Origin of the sequence: Runella sp. (assembly GCF_965279615.1) — a bacterium.
Lineage (GTDB): Bacteria > Bacteroidota > Bacteroidia > Cytophagales > Spirosomataceae > Runella.
Window position 1 is genome coordinate 2211445 of sequence record NZ_OZ257252.1, and the last position, 15943, is coordinate 2227387.

13 protein-coding genes are annotated in these 15943 nt (G+C 44.8%); 10 read left to right on the forward strand and 3 right to left on the reverse strand.

Annotation, left to right across the window (positions count from 1 at the left end; translation table 11 throughout):
• Positions 1–66 precede the first annotated feature (66 nt).
• Positions 67–2847: a glycoside hydrolase family 2 protein gene (locus ACQY73_RS09685; RefSeq protein WP_428664814.1), complete on the reverse strand. Its 2781-nt coding sequence runs from the start codon at positions 2845–2847 to the stop codon at positions 67–69.
• 111 nt (positions 2848–2958) lie between these two features.
• Between ACQY73_RS09685 and ACQY73_RS09690 the strand changes: the two genes are divergently transcribed.
• Positions 2959–3942 carry an alpha/beta hydrolase gene (locus ACQY73_RS09690; protein ID WP_428664817.1) on the forward strand — a complete coding sequence of 328 codons (984 nt, stop codon included), beginning with the start codon at positions 2959–2961 and terminating at the stop codon, positions 3940–3942.
• A 90-nt stretch (positions 3943–4032) separates the two neighbouring features.
• Here ACQY73_RS09690 and ACQY73_RS09695 read toward each other — a convergent pair whose 3' ends face one another.
• Positions 4033–4650 carry an inorganic pyrophosphatase gene (locus ACQY73_RS09695; protein ID WP_428664820.1) on the reverse strand — a complete coding sequence of 206 codons (618 nt, stop codon included), beginning with the start codon at positions 4648–4650 and terminating at the stop codon, positions 4033–4035.
• 101 nt (positions 4651–4751) lie between these two features.
• Between ACQY73_RS09695 and ACQY73_RS09700 the strand changes: the two genes are divergently transcribed.
• From ACQY73_RS09700 to ACQY73_RS09715, 4 genes are all read left to right on the forward strand, one after another.
• Positions 4752–6350: a Na+/H+ antiporter gene (locus ACQY73_RS09700; RefSeq protein WP_428664823.1), complete on the forward strand. Its 1599-nt coding sequence runs from the start codon at positions 4752–4754 to the stop codon at positions 6348–6350.
• Positions 6351–6405: 55 nt separating this feature from the next.
• Positions 6406–7197, forward strand: coding sequence for a (Fe-S)-binding protein (locus ACQY73_RS09705; RefSeq protein ID WP_428664826.1), 792 nt, complete (start codon positions 6406–6408; stop codon positions 7195–7197).
• Positions 7198–7339: 142 nt separating this feature from the next.
• Entirely contained in the window at positions 7340–7840 is a 501-nt protein-coding gene (locus tag ACQY73_RS09710; RefSeq protein ID WP_428664829.1) for a hypothetical protein, read from the forward strand.
• Positions 7841–8085: 245 nt separating this feature from the next.
• Positions 8086–9249: a L,D-transpeptidase family protein gene (locus tag ACQY73_RS09715; RefSeq protein ID WP_428664832.1), complete on the forward strand. Its 1164-nt coding sequence runs from the start codon at positions 8086–8088 to the stop codon at positions 9247–9249.
• On the opposite strand, the gene ACQY73_RS09720 is transcribed toward ACQY73_RS09715, so the two are convergent.
• Positions 9246–9977: a murein L,D-transpeptidase catalytic domain family protein gene (locus tag ACQY73_RS09720; protein WP_428664835.1), complete on the reverse strand. Its 732-nt coding sequence runs from the start codon at positions 9975–9977 to the stop codon at positions 9246–9248. The genes ACQY73_RS09715 and ACQY73_RS09720 overlap by 4 nt on opposite strands.
• A 205-nt stretch (positions 9978–10182) precedes the next feature.
• Here ACQY73_RS09720 and ACQY73_RS09725 point away from each other — a divergent pair, with 205 nt between their 5' ends.
• The 5 genes from ACQY73_RS09725 (at position 10183) to amaB (ending at position 15816) form a co-directional block, all read left to right on the forward strand.
• The gene (locus ACQY73_RS09725; protein WP_428664837.1) at positions 10183–10860 is read left to right on the forward strand and encodes a response regulator; all 678 of its coding nucleotides are present in this window, start codon (positions 10183–10185) and stop codon (positions 10858–10860) included.
• A gap of 3 nt (positions 10861–10863) precedes the next feature.
• Positions 10864–12237, forward strand: a complete 1374-nt coding sequence (locus tag ACQY73_RS09730) for a HAMP domain-containing sensor histidine kinase (protein WP_428664840.1) — start codon at positions 10864–10866, stop codon at positions 12235–12237.
• Between the two features lie 152 nt (positions 12238–12389).
• Complete coding sequence (locus ACQY73_RS09735; RefSeq protein WP_428664843.1) at positions 12390–12686, forward strand: hypothetical protein; 297 nt, start codon at positions 12390–12392, stop codon at positions 12684–12686.
• A gap of 277 nt (positions 12687–12963) precedes the next feature.
• A complete protein-coding gene (gene nhaD, locus ACQY73_RS09740) occupies positions 12964–14229 on the forward strand; it encodes a sodium:proton antiporter NhaD (RefSeq protein ID WP_428664846.1) in 1266 nt (421 codons plus the stop codon).
• Positions 14230–14289: 60 nt separating this feature from the next.
• Positions 14290–15816 (forward strand): L-piperidine-6-carboxylate dehydrogenase, encoded by a 1527-nt coding sequence (gene amaB / locus ACQY73_RS09745; protein WP_428664849.1) that lies wholly within the window; start codon positions 14290–14292, stop codon positions 15814–15816.
• Positions 15817–15943 lie beyond the last annotated feature (127 nt).

The following is a 15943-nucleotide window of genomic DNA, read 5'->3' on the forward strand; positions in this document are numbered from 1 at the left end:
AGGTTTTAAGAAACCTGCCTCACTACCGTGGCGGCGGTTTTGAGAAACCGCCGCCACGCTCAAACTTTACTTCACCTTCACGATCACCGTTGGATCAAAAGGGTACATACCGAATTTTTCGCCGTAAATGGCCAATCCTCCGTTGCCTTCCACCGCCAAACGAAGCACTAACTCGCCCGTTTGATATGCTTTTTGAAGGGCTTCGGCAGGCACGTTTACTTCTACACGATAACCGTAACTTCCCGCTTCGCGAAGTTTTTTATCTTGTAGTTGATAATGCCACGACAATACACCACGGTGATCGGCAGGGTCATCGGGCAGATTAAGTTTACCGGCCGACACTCCGTTGAAACTGATGGCCACATCGCTCGGAAACTTGTAATCATCGGTCATAGGGTATGAATTGACGTTGAGGCTATTGTCAAACGTACCGCCGCCAAGCATATAATTTTCAGGGATTTTCACTTCGCCGTTCTTATCTTTTCCAAACAATTGTTTGGCCGAGGCTTCCATGATAAATGATGCCCCGCCAACGTTATCGGCTTTGAGATCAGTCGGCCATTTGATCTTATATTCAAAATAACCGCTTCCTGCACCGTTTACTTTCAGGCCGTCCAGTACATTCCATTGTTTCAATGTCCATTTGGCATCGCTGAATTGTTTGGGCGCAATCGTCAATAATCGCAGCTTTTGACCTCCTACCGTTTCCGTTTCCGACGATTGAGGTTTTTCTATGATATATGTATTGAAATTACGACTCAGGATATTTCCCTTTGCATCCTGCAACGTCAGCGCCAACACCGCTACCGATTTTTCAGAAGGCATCACCACATAAAGCGGCGAAATAGCCTGTTGAATCCACGGTTTATAGGGAATGGTCTTGGTAAAACTCTGCCATTTCTTCTCCTGCCCAAACGCGTCCCAACCGTTCAATTCGACTTTCAGGGTCAACTCATTTCCCAAATCATTTCGGCCCGTCATCGACGAAATCGTCAACGGCACCTGCACTACTTCTGTCGGACGTACGCTGTATGAAATGTCCTGTCCGGAAGTTATGTAAATATCGGCGTGCAGATCTTTTAAGGTCATGCCCGGCACGAATGCCTCCAATCCGGTATATTTTGGCGTACGATCAAATTTATAATAGCCGTTCCACTCGTTGATCACGTCGTGGTGCTCGGTATATAACCAACCTGCCACCAATGGATATTTGCGAAAAGCATTGACCGATCGGTGATAATCCCACGTCCAGTCTACATCGCCCGAACTGCCTTCATAGCCCCATACATTGCCGAATTCTGAGTTGATGTTGGGTTGATTGTTGCTGAGTTTGTAGCCTTTTTCGAAGTTGAACGTAGCCCCCTCAAACGTTTTAGACGTCAGATTTTTGAGATAAGCATCCCATCCATAACCGGGCAGGTATTCGTGCCATGAGTTGATGTCGGTCTCAGTATGACCTGCACCGCAGCAAATTGAATTATCTTCAATCAAACGGGTCGGGTCGAGGGCTTTGGCCTTATGGTACATACTTGCTACCCATTTTTGGGTTTCGGGCAAATACCTATCTACCTTTTTGCCGTTCTCTTCAATTTTAGTGCGCAACCCCCAAGTTTCATTAAAAAGAATCCATGAAAAAATGGCGGGGTGGTTAAAATCACGTTTGATCAATTGCGGTAAAACACGCTCTGATTCCGCACGAGCTTCCGCATTGGGCTGGCCCCAGAAGTTGGGAAGGTCTGACATCACCAACAGCCCCAATTTATCGGCCCAATACAACTTACGCGGCACATCAATCTTGATGTGCGTCCGGATGCCGTTCAGTCCAATGTCTTTGGCCAGTTTGATCTCATTTTTCATGAATTCATCGGTCGGGAAGGTGTAAAAACCTTCGGGATGGTACGATTGGTCGAGAGTCAACTGAAGGTAAATCGGTTGATTGTTAAGGGCAAAATAAGGATAGTTTGTGCCCGGAAGATTGACTACTGAAATCTTTCGCATCCCGAAATAGGAAGTAACTTTATCGCTTCCCAACGACGCTTCCACTTCGTACAAATGGGGATTGTCCAACGTCCAAAGCTTAGCATCAGGTATTGCTACGTCAAAAGCAAGTTGTGTTTGTCCTTTTGCAATGGTTTGAGCAGGAACCGAAGACACTCCGGCAATGGTCAGTTTTAGCTCCAAATCCTGCGGTGCCGCTTTGGGCAGCGTAACCGTCACTTTCACCTTTCCGTTGTCAATATCGGGCGCAAAATGCAGGGTTTCCAGGTAATTATCGGCGCGCGCTTCCAAATAGATGGTTTGCCAAATGCCACGGGCATTGCCGTAGCCCTGTTTGCCGTACAAGGCATAATCGCGGCGTACGTCGTCTACCCGAATCACCAATTTTTGATTCGTCCCGACTTTCAGACTTGCAGCAGGCAACTCATATTCGAACGGAACATAACCGCCTTCAAACGTACCTAATTCTTTACCGCCAAACCAAACGGTTGTTTTATAATCACTGGCACCGATGACCACAAATATGCGTTGACCTTTCCAATCTTTCGGAATAGAGATCGTACGCTGATACCACGCAATATCGGCCTCGTCTTTAACACCCGACAGCGGCGCTCCCCACGGGAAAGGCACTTTGATGGTTAAGGGAAATTTTTGAGTTCCTTTGGCCCAACCCTGTTTCAAACCGACATCCTCTTTATCAAACCTAAATTCCCAATCGCCGTTGAGATTGAGCCAATTAGCCCGCTGCCAATCGGGGCGCGGATGCTCGGGCAATGGAATATTTGTTTGAGCAGGTGCGGCCTGCATTAACAAAAACATCAAACAAAAACAGATAGATAAACGAAGCATAGTGTTTAGGTACATTGAATGAATAAGGGTCATGATTATTTAAAGCATTTTATAACCTTAAACTAATGGTTTCCTTACATTTGTACCCTTTCCCGAAACCTTTGTAACCAAATGAAAAAGTTTTTTAAATGGGCCGGTATTGTGCTCGCAACATTGGTCATTATTTACTTTATCGGCCCTCGCCCCGACAAAGCTACGCTTTCCCCTACCCTTCCTGATTTGATCACTGATGTGGTTCAACTTGAAAAAGACATTAAAGAGACGGAATCTCAATTTGAGCTTAAACCCGACAACGAAGCCCGAATCGTTTGGGCCGATACGGCAAAAAAACAGAAAACCAAATACAGCATCGTATATGTCCACGGATTTGGGGCAAGCTGGGCCGAAGGTGACCCTATCCATAAACAACTGGCGAAAAAATACGGTTGTAATCTTTATTTGGCCCGTTTGTACGATTCGGGTGTAAAAAGTCCCGATGCCTTTAAAAACCTTACGCCTGAAAATTTTCTGGCAGGAGCCAAATACGCCATTTCCGTAGGGAAAGCCTTGGGCGACAGCGTGATTGTGATCGGTTGTTCGGCGGGTGGATTATTGGGCGCTTATATTGCAGCAGAACACCCGGAGATCAAAGCACTCATTCTTTATTCTCCCTGCTTCAAAGTCAATGGTTTGGCGTTAGCAACGGGACCTTGGGGCAAACAATTATTACAACAAATAGGTGGTTCGCACCGCGACATTACGCATTATGCGCCCGACCGCGCCAATTATTGGCTCACACGCTACCATACCAACGGAGTGTTGGCACTTCAACAGACGATGGACGCTATTGTAAAACCGGAAACGTTTGCTAAAATAAAAATGCCCGTTTTGATGCTTTATTACTACAAGGATGAAGAAAATCAGGACAAAGTGGTGTCGGTAGCAGAAATGCTGAAAGCGTACGATGAGTTGGGAACGCCCGCTTCGCAAAAGCGAAAAGCAGCCCTTCCCAACGCCGGTGAACACGTCATTGCTTCCCATTTTACTTCCAAAGACTTAGAAGGTGTATTCCGCGAAACGGATAAATTTCTGAGTGAAGTAGTATTAAAACAGTGAAAAAGGTTTCCCACAGCTTTTCGCAAATTTTAAAAACGCAGATGTACAGAGTTGGTAAAATCGGCGAATAGCTGCGGGGAAATTAATTCACTACAACATTCCAAAGTTATTCAGATAATCCGTAATGGATTTACGAATTACTTGGTGAGCTTCATCACGACCATACACGTTAGCGATCTCGCACGTCATGGGTTCTCCCGGTAAGTTTTTGTATGTCAGGAAGTAATGTTGCAGACGATTTATAACGCTTTCCGGCAGTTCCGTAATATCTTTGTATTTGCTGTACAACAAATCATCTTTCAATACGGCAATGATCTTATCGTCGGCTTCGCCTTTATCGATCAGGCGCAAACCGCCGATAGGAATGGCCTGACAGATAATATCACCGTGAGGAATGGTACTTTCGCAAAGAACACAAATATCCAACGGGTCACCGTCGCCTTCTTTAATATCGTTACGTCCCGACTGTTGGCGGGCAAATTCCGCAATCGCATCTCCGCAATAGGTTTTGGGCACAAAGCCATACAATGCCGGAACAATATTTGAGTATTTCTGTGGACGGTCGATTTTAAGGTAGCCCGTCAGTTTATCAATTTCGTACTTAACGGTATCGGTCGGTACAATTTCGATAAAGGTTGTAACGACTTCGGGAGCTTTATCCCCAATGGGAATACCATGCCAAGGGTGTGATTTATATACGGTTTTCATTTGTTTAATTGAATCTTTAGACAAACATTGGAAAAATTTAGAGAATTACCGACTTTGCATTAGGAAAAATCCAAATCATTTATGGAATAACCGCATTCATTATGCTCCAAGAAGAAATATTGCTCATACTTTCACTCCTTTTCGCAGTATTCATGCTGGTGATGTTGGGGCAAAAGCTGCGCATATCTTATCCTATTTTTTTGGTGATCGGCGGCTTGCTTATCAGCTTTATTCCGAGCGTTCCGGCGTTCAGTATCAGTCCCGATCTTATCTTCCTTATTTTCCTGCCGCCATTGCTTTATGAAGCCGCGTGGTACACTTCCTGGGCCGATTTCTGGAAGTGGAAACGCCCCATCGGGCTGTTGGGTTTTGGGTTGGTTATTTTTACTTCCTGCATCATTGCGTTTGTTTCAAGCTCCTTTATTCCGGGTTTTACGTTGGCTTTGGGTTTTTTATTGGGCGGCATCATTTCTCCCCCCGACGCCGTAGCTGCTACTTCTATTTTGAAAAGCGTAAAAGTGCCAAAACGTGCTTTAATCATTTTACAGGGGGAAAGTTTGGTCAATGACGCTTCCAGTTTAATTGTATTCCGCTTTGCCCTTGCAGCGGTTATTTCAGGAACATTTGTGTTTGAGAAAGCCGCTACGGAGTTTTTTGTGGTAACCCTGATGGGTATTGTAGTAGGTCTTATTGTTGCCCATTTCTTTTACGTAGTGCATCGTTGGTTGCCCACAAGCCCCAGCATTGATACAGCACTCACATTTATGGGACCTTATTTTATGTACATCGGGGCCGAACATTTTCACTACTCAGGCGTTATGGCCGTGGTAAGCGGCGGGTTGTTTTTATCGTTTCGTTCCCACGAATTTTTTGGTTATCGGTCTCGTCTTCAATCCCAAAGCGTTTGGAAAACCGTTGCCTTTGTATTAAACGGATTGGTATTTATTTTGATCGGACTGCAATTGCCCGTCATTGTGGATGGTCTGGGCAATTACTCACTTTTTGAGGCACTGAAATATGGCCTTCTCGTTAGTTTGGTTACGGTTGCGATTCGCATTCTATGGATGTATCCGGCCACCTACTTGCCCAGAATGTTGAGCAAACACATCCGTAACAATGAGGAAGACCCCGGCTGGAAAGGCGTTTTTGTGGTCAGTTGGGCAGGAATGCGTGGCGTTGTTTCGCTGGCATCGGCATTGGCCATCCCGGTAACCCTGTCTGATGGGCAACCGTTTCCGCAGCGTAACCTGATCCTGTTTATTACGTTTGTGGTTATTTTGGTTACCTTGGTATTTCAAGGACTCACGTTGCCCCTTATCCTGCGATGGATGAAAATCAAAGAAGTAGACAGCGCCATTCCCGACGAGGAACAGGAAGCAGGCGTTCGCCTGCGATTGATGCATGCGGCGTTAACCCGTTTGAACGATCTGTATACCAAAGAAATGGCCGAAAATGAATTGGTGGAAAATTTAAAAGCGCAGTTGGAAAGCACTATGGCTCTGACTTCAAAAAAACTGGAATCATTAGAGTCTAACGAAGTGGACAGGAACGAAGTAGATGAATTCAATCGAGTGCTGCACGATATTATTTCCGCCCAACGAAAAGAGCTGTTTTTGCTCCGTAAAGAGAAGTTTTTTGACGACGAAATGCTGCGCCATCACGAAGCGCAATTGGATCTGGACGAAGCCAGGATCATTTAACATATACCTCCAAGAACGGTTAACAATCAACATTTTAAAGCAATTCTAAAAATCAATGAGCGAATTAAAAGTACCAACCATGGCCGAAATGACGGCTGCCGGCGAAACCCCCGAAGTGCTGTTTTGGGTCGGTTGCGCAGGTTCCTTTGACGACCGTTATAAAAAAGTGACCATTGCCTTTGTTAAGATACTGAATAAAGTAGGTGTAAAATTTGCTGTACTCGGCACCGAAGAAGGCTGTACCGGCGACCCCGCCCGTCGCGCCGGCAATGAATTTTTATTCCAAATGCAGGCCATGTCCAATATTCAGGTGTTGGATATGTACGGCGTTAAAAAGATCGTGACGGCCTGCCCTCATTGTTTCAATACACTCAAAAACGAATATCCCGTACTTGGCGGCAACTACGAAGTGATCCATCATTCGGAATTTTTGCAACAACTCATCAACGCCGGCAAAGTAAAGATTGAAGGCGGCGGTGTATTTAAAGGGCGTAAGATCACCTTCCATGATTCATGTTACCTCGGCCGCGCCAACAATGTGTACGAAGCACCCCGAGCGGTTTTAGAAGCGTTGGATGCTGATTTAGTCGAAATGAAGCGATCCAAAGTCAAAGGCCTTTGCTGTGGAGCGGGCGGCGCACAAATGTTTAAAGAACCGGAAAAAGGAAAGAAAGATATAAATATTGAACGCATTGAAGAGGCCTTGGGTACGGGCGCAGATACGATTGCGGTCGGTTGTCCGTTCTGTATGGTCATGATGAGCGACGGTGTTAAAAACAAAGAAAAAGAAGACACCGTCAAAGTCTTTGACCTCGCGGAACTTGTGGTTCAGGCGCAAGGTTTATAAATACTCCCGGAAGACTTAAAAAGAGGAGAATTCAGTCTTGGAAAGTCTGCATCCGTCGGAACCTGTGGGGCAGGCACAAGGTTTGCAGTAATATTATAAACATGACTCATCACGACAATAACTTACTAAACGTTAAAAAAACATGTATATTCCATTCGATCAGATAGATTTTGAAGCACGCGTTTGGGTCTATCAGGCCAATCGCCAACTCACCAACGATGAAGTCGGTACGCTTACCGAAACCCTCAAAGCCGCGCTGGACGATTGGGAAGCGCACGGCGAAAAACTAACGGCTTCCGGGAAAATATTCCATAACCGTTTTATTGTCATTGCCGTAGACGAAAACAAAGCGCTACCGAGCGGCTGTTCCATTGATAAGTCCGTGCATTGGTTGCAGGAAATCGGCCCTCGTTTGGGTGTCGACTTTTTCGACCGTTCGCTGATCTATATTGATGACAGAGACGAATTGCAAAGCATTCCCGTATCGGGCATCAAAAACGCCGTTGTTTCCGAAGAGTTATTCCCGGACACTACCGTTTTTGACAATACCGTTACGACCAAAGCGCAATGGATGAAGCGTTGGAAAGTGCGCGCTGATACGACATGGCTTAAACGTTATTTTTCGACGGAGCAAGCCTCTTAATTCCATAAAAAACATTCCTGTTTTCTATGCCATGCTTTTGAGCATGGCATTTTTTGTTACAGATCACTCGAAAAATAAAAGTATATATTGGGGAAATAAATACCCAATCCGGTGATTTTTATCATTTGAGTAACCGCTTCCAAAGAATACTATTGACTTATATCTTAAGGCTTTACAAGACATACCTTTGTGATGGCATGAATGTTTAAAGTAATCCTCTATACGTCAGTGACTCCCATAAATCTATGAAAACAATCATTCGATATAGTTTTTTTTGTCTTTCGATCTTTATTCTGGACAGTTGTCGCAAACCCGAAAAAACGGAAGCCCTACTGCTGGAGAAACTGCAGGAGAAAAAGACTTATGAAAAAATTCTCAGTTATACCCACGAGATAGGAATTGATACGACATTGGCCGCAAAAAGAGGACCTTTAGGGTTGTTGGAAGAAATCAGTTATGGTCACAAACCACAACATATTCGCTATACCGCCAAAGTATTGCAGCCCGATTCAGCACGCATCCGTGACGCAGCCTGGGCGTTGGTAGAAGGTAAAAACAAAAATATTGACAAAGTATTGGCCGGTTTAGAGCCTGTCTTTCCCGCTTACGTTCAGTTAAAAAGCCATTATAGTCGTTTTCTGGAAAATGGTCAGGCCGACAGCGCCGCCATCATTGCCGAATCATTGAATGCCTATCGATGGATCAACCGCCAGGCACAGGGAGCCGAGCGAATGGTGTTTGTCAATACGCGCGGAGCGTATCTGAAAGGATTTGATGCGAGCGGCAGTCAAAAATTAAGTATGCGGGTGATCGTTGGCAAAACAACTTCACCTACCCCGGGCATGGATACGTATGCCACCAATATCATCATGTACCCCTATTGGAATGTGCCTACCAACATTGCGCTGAAGGAAATGTTGCCCAAAATCAAAGAAGATGAAGGCTATCTGGAAGACAACGGCATGGCGGTTATTGATACCAAAGGCGACAGCGTAGATGTACGTTCCATCAATTGGAATGAAATCTCTGTCGACAATTTCCCGTATCGTTTTCGGCAGGATAATGGAGAAGACAATTCGCTGGGCTTGCTCAAAGTAAACATTAAAAATCCATTAGCTATCTATTTACATGACACCAATGTCAGAACGCTTTTTGTCAATGACCAACGTTGGCGAAGTCACGGGTGTGTACGCCTGCAATATCCTGCTCAATTAGCTAATTTTCTGGCGGGAGAGCATTTATTGGACGATAATTTTATCAATGAACCCATAACGAATCAAAAGCCTCAGTCGACTAAATTAAAGCAGAAAGTGCCCGTATTTATCTTCTATTTAGGAGCAGACATTAACGATTCCGGGCAGTTGGTATTTTTCAAAGATGTGTATAATTGGAACAACAAAGTGGCTTAGCCCTGCCCCATCGAATCGGTGATCAACTTTGACTGTTTAAGGTAAGCAGCATCAGGATAATACAAGAACAGACCTGCACCGTTGCATAACAAAGGAATAAGCTTTTTGGTATCGTCTATTGACACAGCGGGGCATCCCTGACTGCGACCCAACCGACCCGTACGACGAATAAAATCCTCGCTTACGTAATCGGCACCGTGCATTACAATAGCACGTTCAAACGCCCGATTGTTAATGTTTGTTTCCAATCCCTGCAATTTAAGCGATAAGCCGTGCTTGCCCTGATAGATACTTAGTGCCCGGTAAAAACCGAGGCTTGATTGGTACGAAGAGTTGGTATTGGAAAAACGACGGGCAAATTCTTCGCCGGAATTTCGGCCATGCGCCACGTAGGTAGTATACAGCAGCTTATTTTCTTTCAGATCAATCACGTACAAACGTTTTTGGCGCGATGACTGGCTAAAATCAGCAATGGCTAAAATAGGTTTAATGAATTTTTCTTTTTGGAAACCGTTCCAGGCAAATCGAAATCCTTCAATAGATAGGCCTGCTTCTTTGAGGTGTAATGAGTTATAGACCCGTTCCCATTGGGGAAGAGAAACTGCCGCTGTTTGTGTGGAATCAATGGGCTGTTTTGTAGTTAAAGAGGGTTCTTGTATCTTCTGAAATCCAACCAAGGCAACGAATGCCATTGTACAAATACTCACGACCAACATCACTTTTTTCATTCGTATACCTTTTCTTTAAGTGTTAACTACTAAGACACGGTTTAGAAAAAACACCATTTCAAACGGGTTTGGTTCCCCAAACCCATCTCATACACCAACGACCATTCTCATAAATTCAATACAAAGATAGCTCAAAATAGCTATTTTCAGCTTATTTTTGACGGTAATCGGCGCAATTACCGCACCTTAAATTACTCGATTTTGTATGAAAATTCTTTTAATAGAAGACGATATTAAGATCATTCAATCGCTGCGCAAAGGGCTGGAAGAGAATGGATATGAAGTAGATATTGCTTACGACGGCATGATCGGAAAGCTTCTTGCCCGCCGCAATGAGTACACTGTTATCGTTTCAGATATCATTATTCCGGGCATAAACGGAGTCCAACTTTGTCAGGAAATTCGAAAAGAAGGTGTTCGTACTCCTTTTATTATGTTGACTGCCTTGGGAGCCTTGGAAGAAAAACTGGTAGGCTTTGATGCCGGTGCCGACGATTATCTGGTCAAACCGTTTGACTTTTTGGAATTGTTAGCCCGTATCAGGGTTGTAACAAAACGAATAAAATCCGAACCCGTTACGGCCAATGTATTACGTTATGCTGACCTTGAAATGAATCTGACCACTCGTGAGGTCATTAGAAATAACCAACGCATTGATCTGACCGGCAAGGAATACGCTTTGCTTGAGTTTCTACTCCGAAATTCGGAACGCGTTCTGTCAAAAGTAGATATTGCCGAAAAGATATGGGACATTCGTTTTGATACCGGCACCAACATCATTGAAGTATATATTACGCTTTTGCGCAAAAAAATAGACCGAGATTTTTCCATCAAACTCATTCACACGCACTATGGCATAGGCTACGTGCTAAAACAAGAGTAACAGATGCAGATTCGGACCAAACTCACCCTACAATTTGCGTTGCTCGTATCGACCATTATGTTGATGGCATTCGTTACCATTTACCTGATACGAATGACGTACGTAGAGCAGGAGTTTTACAAACGATTACGCCGTAAAGCCATCACCACCTGCGAGTTATTGGTCAAAGTGGAAGGTGTTGATTCTAAGCTGCTTCGAAAAATAGATAAGACGAACTACGATGTATTATTCAACGAAAATCTAACTATTTACGACCATACCAACGAAGAACTGTACACCAGCAATGAGTCGCTTTATTATACCATTTCGCCCGAACTCCTTGACCAAATAAGGCTCGAAAAAGAGGTTGAATTTTCCGAAGGAAAAGCCAAGATCATTGGCATTCTGTACACAGATCGCTTCAATCGGGTAGTATGTCTGGCGGGGGCTGAAGATAAAGACGGCGACGAAGAGCTTCGAAGCCTGTTCCGGATTCTGACGGGAATGTATTTTGGGGTGATCGGACTGGTGATTGTGGCGGGGTGGTATTTTGCGGGGCAGGCTATGCGCCCCGTTTCACACGCCATTGAGCAGGTAAATCAGATATACCCCAAACTCATTGAGCAACGATTGACGGTGCAAAACCCCCGCGATGAAGTCGGTCAATTGACAAGTACATTCAATACGCTTTTAGATCGCATCGGCGAGGTATTCCGGCTGCAGAATCTTTTCATTTCCAACGTGTCGCACGAACTTAAAAACCCACTTATGCGTGTAGGTGCGCAACTGGACGTGGCGCTGCTCAAAGAACGCACCGAGGCAGAATACCGTCAGACGCTGTTATCGGTGCGGGAAGATATAAGAGACCTGGGCCAACTGACTGAAACACTGCTTGAACTTGCCAAGGTCAATGACCAAAGCCGCAGTCTGATCTACGATGATGTACGAATTGATGAGGTAGTCTGGGAAGCTCGTGACCTGCTACTCAAGGCTGAACCCACTTACCAAGTACAGGTGGAATTTTTAAGCACCATTGAAGATGATAATCAGCTCATTGTCAAAGCTAATCCTCATCTGATGAAAACCGCCATCGTCAATTTAATGGAAAACGGCTGCAAATTTTCGCCTGATTCGCAGGTAATGGTCGATGTGTTTCCGATGAAAAGCGACGTTGAGATTCGATTTACCAATACAGGGATTGTTATTTTGCCCAAAGATTTACCTTACATCTTTCAGCCCTTTTTTCGAAGCGATAACACCACCAATATCAAAGGTTATGGCGTAGGTTTATCGTTGGTGGAGCGCATTGCCAAACTGCACAATGGCAGCATCAAAGTCACTTCTATAGCTGATTCTCAAACTACCTTCTTCTCCTTGATCATTCCTTATCGTCACTGACTTATACAGGCCGCTGAAAGGATGGTAAAAAAGCAAAAAAATCATTTTTTAGCGACTTTTTAATGATTCGTTCATAAGTTCTTAAGGATTCACCTCTTTTTTTGTACCCGTTACACCACCATTAAAGAAGCACCATCAACGCGCAGTATTGAATGAAGACACGAACCTTGCCCGGCTACGGCAATGTATACGACCGTCAGCTACGAAACCGAAATCGCCGCAGCGCTGTCATCAGTCTTTCAGCTATTACAGTGGGCTTGATTTTCGCGTGTCTTTATCAATGGGTTGCGCAACGTGATATGACACAAACCACCAATCGGGCCATCTTACGACAAGATTCGCTCGAAGCCGTGAAATTGTCACAAGACAGGATCATTTTTCTAATGCAGGATACTATCAATCAATTGAGAAAGACAAATCATCGTCTGAAACAAGAGAAAAATAATTAAAGATAATCGGAAAATGAAGGTAACATACGATTTGGTTGACCAGCAATGACGAGTAATTTGTACTTACTCGTCATTCTTATTTTCTTAAAAGCTATACGGCTGCTTTACTCATCGTTATTTTCCAATTAGTGACCTTTCAAGGATTCACTAACACGTTTTTAAGGTTTTCCAAAGACTTTTTCTTTGGTTATTATTCAGTAATCTTTCTAAGTGTTTGCCACACACGAGTGGGAATTATCCCGCTCGTGTTTTTTATTTTTTTATCTTTAAAGAAAAAATGATCATTGCCATCATTGCTGTTTTCGTTGTCGGTTATTTATTTATCACCCTCGAACACAACATTCATATTAACAAAACTGCTACTGCTTTATTAACAGGCGCTGTTTGTTGGTCGATCTATGCATTAGGAAGCAACGACACACATTCGGTCGTTGAACAACTTTCCCATCATTTGGCCGGCATTGCGGAAATTGCTTTTTTTTTGCTGGGTGCCATGACCATTGTGGAGTTGATCGATGCCCACCAAGGGTTTGGGCTTATTACCGAACGAATTCACACCAAAGACATTCGTGCTTTACTTTGGATCATCAGCATTCTCACGTTTTTTTTGTCGGCTGTTTTAGACAATCTCACTACGGCGATTGTGATGGTATCGTTGCTGCGAAAAATCATTCGTGATGATGAAATGCGGCGTTTTTTTGCCGGCATCGTCATCATTGCCGCCAACGCAGGTGGCGCATGGTCGCCGTTGGGCGATGTCACAACAACCATGTTGTGGATCGGAGGGCAAATCTCGGCCGTTAATATCATGAAAACCCTCTTTTTGCCGAGTTTGGTATCTCTGGTTGTGCCTTTACTCTACCTGACCTTCACTTTAAAAGGCTCCATTCAATCGCCTCGTACTTCCAAAAAAGTGCTTATTGAGAACTTATCGTTTTATGAGCGTAATCTGATCTTTATCGTTGGGTTAGGCATGTTATTATTTGTCCCCATTTTCAAAACCGTCACGCATTTACCGCCTTATATGGGAGTTTTGTTGGCCTTGGGCGTAGTTTGGGCCGTTTCGGAAATCATTCATTCCCAAAAAGACGAAGAAGACCGAAAACCTTTTACGGCAAGTTATGCGCTGAGCAAAATAGACACAAGCAGCATTTTGTTTTTCATGGGGATATTATTGGCCATTGGCGTATTGGAAGTTACTCATACATTAAGCCATTTGGCAGGATGGATGAATGACAGTATCGGCAATTTGGATGTCATTGTTTTTATCATCGGCATTGCCTCGGCGGTTATTGACAACGTGCCTTTGGTAGCCGCTTCCATGGGTATGTACGACTTGGCAGTGTATCCGCAAGATCACCGAATTTGGGAATTTTTAGCCTATTGTGCCGGTACCGGCGGAAGTATGTTGATCATCGGTTCGGCAGCGGGAGTAGCAGTAATGGGGATGGAACGTATCAGCTTTTTCTGGTACCTCAAACGCATCAGTCTTTTGGCATTGCTGGGGTATGTTGCAGGAACGTTGGTGTTTTTGTTTGTGTAAGATTGGGTTTACCTTTGGAAACTTATTTTATCATCAATAAATCACTTCCAAATCAGTCAGATGCAAGCTATTTTAGAATCACTTAGAATTTCAACTGCTAATCACGGAGTCAGTACGGGTTTAGCTTCCTGGCAAGGACGGGGCGAGGAACTTTCTTCTTTTTCGCCCGTAGATAACCAACTTATTGGGAAAGTACACGCCGCAGCTCGTGAAGACTACGATACCGTCATTGGTCAGGCGCAGGAAGCATTTAAGACCTGGCGTCTTATCCCCGCTCCCAAGCGTGGTGACATTGTACGTCAAATGGGCGATCAATTTCGCAAGTACAAAACCGACCTCGGCACGCTTGTGAGTTACGAAATGGGTAAAAGTCTTCAGGAAGGCTTGGGCGAAGTGCAGGAAATGGTTGACATCTGCGATTTTGCGGTTGGTCTTTCGCGTCAATTATACGGCCTCACGATGCACAGCGAGCGCCCGGCACACCGAATGTATGAGCAGTGGCACCCGCTTGGCATTGTAGGAATCATTTCAGCCTTTAATTTTCCGGTAGCCGTTTGGTCATGGAATTCTATGTTGGCGTGGGTGTGCGGCGATGTATGCGTTTGGAAACCTTCCGAAAAAACACCTTTAACGGCCATTGCCTGTCAAAATATCATTCAGGAAGTCTTAAAGAACAATGATGTTCCCGAAGGCGTTTCGGGTTTGTTGGTTGGCGGGCGTGAAGTAGGCGAATGGCTTGCCAATGACCAAAATGTACCATTGGTTTCTGCCACGGGCAGCACTCGCATGGGCAAAGCCGTCGGGCAGGCGGTTGGTGGTCGTTTGGGGCGCAGTTTGTTGGAATTAGGCGGCAACAATGCCATCATTATTTCGCAGCATGCCGACCTGCCGTTAGCGATTCCGGCCATTGTATTTGGAGCAGTAGGCACGGCAGGGCAACGCTGCACCAGCACACGCCGATTGATCATTCATGAAAGTATTTATGAGGATGTAAAACAACGCTTGGTCAAAGCGTACAAACAACTTCGAATCGGCAATCCTTTGGACTCAAATAATCACGTTGGGCCATTGATCGATACTTTAGCGGTAAAACATTATCAGTCTGCGGCAGACGAGATACGTATTTCGGGGGGTACATTTTTGGTTGAACCGGCCGTTTTGACAGGGGAAAACGTTGCCTCCGGCTGTTATGTACAGCCATGCATTGCGGAAGTGGAAAATCACTGGCCAATTGTCCAACACGAGACTTTTGCTCCCATTTTATACCTCATCAAATACAGTACGTTGGATGAAGCCATTGCCTTGCAAAATGGGGTTCCTCAAGGGCTTTCATCGGCAATATTTACGCTGAATCTTCGTGAATCAGAACAATTTCTGAGTCAGGCAGGATCAGATTGCGGCATTGCCAATGTCAATATCGGTACTTCAGGTGCTGAGATCGGCGGGGCATTTGGCGGCGAAAAAGAAACGGGCGGCGGCCGCGAATCAGGCTCCGATGCGTGGAGAGCTTATATGCGCCGTCAAACCAATACCATCAACTACGGCACTACTTTGCCATTGGCACAGGGAATTAAATTTGAGATTTGAGAAACAATGGGTTGTGAGCAACCCGGTTGGCGGTTTTGAGAATCGCAGCGGCGCACCGCCCGCCGGCACGCTACCTAGTGGCGCAGGTTTCTCAAAACCTGCCCTGAGCCGAACTTACTTTGGGTTG

Coding starts and splice junctions, on each gene's coding strand:
- ACQY73_RS09690 (WP_428664817.1), top strand. CDS start 2,959: ATGAAAAAGTTTTTTAAATGGGCCGGTATTGTGCTCGCAACATTGGTC.
- ACQY73_RS09715 (WP_428664832.1), top strand. CDS start 8,086: ATGAAAACAATCATTCGATATAGTTTTTTTTGTCTTTCGATCTTTATT.
- amaB (WP_428664849.1), top strand. CDS start 14,290: ATGCAAGCTATTTTAGAATCACTTAGAATTTCAACTGCTAATCACGGA.
- ACQY73_RS09710 (WP_428664829.1), top strand. CDS start 7,340: ATGTATATTCCATTCGATCAGATAGATTTTGAAGCACGCGTTTGGGTC.
- ACQY73_RS09725 (WP_428664837.1), top strand. CDS start 10,183: ATGAAAATTCTTTTAATAGAAGACGATATTAAGATCATTCAATCGCTG.
- ACQY73_RS09730 (WP_428664840.1), top strand. CDS start 10,864: ATGCAGATTCGGACCAAACTCACCCTACAATTTGCGTTGCTCGTATCG.
- ACQY73_RS09700 (WP_428664823.1), top strand. CDS start 4,752: ATGCTCCAAGAAGAAATATTGCTCATACTTTCACTCCTTTTCGCAGTA.
- ACQY73_RS09685 (WP_428664814.1), bottom strand. CDS start 2,847: ATGCTTCGTTTATCTATCTGTTTTTGTTTGATGTTTTTGTTAATGCAG.
- nhaD (WP_428664846.1), top strand. CDS start 12,964: ATGATCATTGCCATCATTGCTGTTTTCGTTGTCGGTTATTTATTTATC.
- ACQY73_RS09695 (WP_428664820.1), bottom strand. CDS start 4,650: ATGAAAACCGTATATAAATCACACCCTTGGCATGGTATTCCCATTGGG.
- ACQY73_RS09735 (WP_428664843.1), top strand. CDS start 12,390: ATGAAGACACGAACCTTGCCCGGCTACGGCAATGTATACGACCGTCAG.
- ACQY73_RS09720 (WP_428664835.1), bottom strand. CDS start 9,977: ATGAAAAAAGTGATGTTGGTCGTGAGTATTTGTACAATGGCATTCGTT.
- ACQY73_RS09705 (WP_428664826.1), top strand. CDS start 6,406: ATGAGCGAATTAAAAGTACCAACCATGGCCGAAATGACGGCTGCCGGC.